The organism is Herbaspirillum sp. GCM10030257, assembly GCF_042666555.1.
Lineage (GTDB): Bacteria > Pseudomonadota > Gammaproteobacteria > Burkholderiales > Burkholderiaceae_D > Noviherbaspirillum.
This window is the reverse complement of record NZ_JBHTDH010000124.1, coordinates 1-869: the sequence shown is the minus strand read 5'-3', so window position 1 is coordinate 869 and position 869 is coordinate 1. Positions and strand designations below refer to the sequence as shown.

The window sequence follows — 869 nt, the reverse complement described above, 5'->3', positions numbered from 1 at the left end:
ACCAGGCGCTTGTCACCCGGCCGGTCCTCGCGTGCGATCACCACCGCTTCGCGCACCCCTTGCTGTTCCAGCAGCCTCGCTTCGATTTCTCCCAACTCGATACGGAAACCGCGCAGCTTCACTTGCTGGTCATTGCGCCCAAGAAATGCAATGCTGCCATCGGTCAGATACCGCCCCAGGTCACCAGTCCGGTACATCCGCGCATTTGGCTCGTCACTGAACGGATCGACAACAAAGCGCTCGGCCGTCAGGTCATCCCGGTTCAGGTAACCACGCGCCACCCCCGCGCCGCCGACATACAGCTCGCCGGCCGCACCCTGCGGCACCGGCTGCCCGTACCCATCCAGCAGGTAGATGCGCAGATCCGCTATCCGTTGCCCGATCGGGCTCGGCCCAGCCTTCTCGGCGTCCGCCGCCGTAAGCGCCCGGTAGGTCACGTGCACCGTGGTTTCGGTGATCCCGTACATGTTGATCAGTTGCGTGCCGTGGTTGTCTTGCCGTGCATACCATGGCCGTAGCATCGCCACTTCCAGCGCTTCCCCACCAAAAACCACCAGCCGCAGCTTGTGGTCGGCGGAGCTGCGCTGCTGGGCGGCGATCAGTTGGCGGAACGCGCTCGGCGTCTGGTTCAGTACCGTCACCTCTTCGCGGCACAACAGTTCAAGAAATGCGTCCGGCGCACGCACCGTTTCCTGCGGCACCAGCACCAGGCGTCCGCCGTAGGCCAGCGCACCCCACAGCTCCCATACCGAGAAGTCGAACGCGAACGAGTGGAACAGCGTCCATACGTCCTGTCGGTCAAAGCCGAACCAGCCATCGGTGGCATTGAGCAGGCGTGCGACATTGCGGTGCTCGACCATCACGCCCTT

Annotated in this window: 1 protein-coding gene; it reads right to left on the bottom strand. The window is 63.9% G+C overall.

Translation table 11 applies throughout. From position 1 onward, the window contains the following. On the bottom strand, positions 1 to 869 hold an 869-nt coding region (locus ACFQUU_RS29370), incomplete at both ends, for an amino acid adenylation domain-containing protein (RefSeq protein ID WP_382252179.1).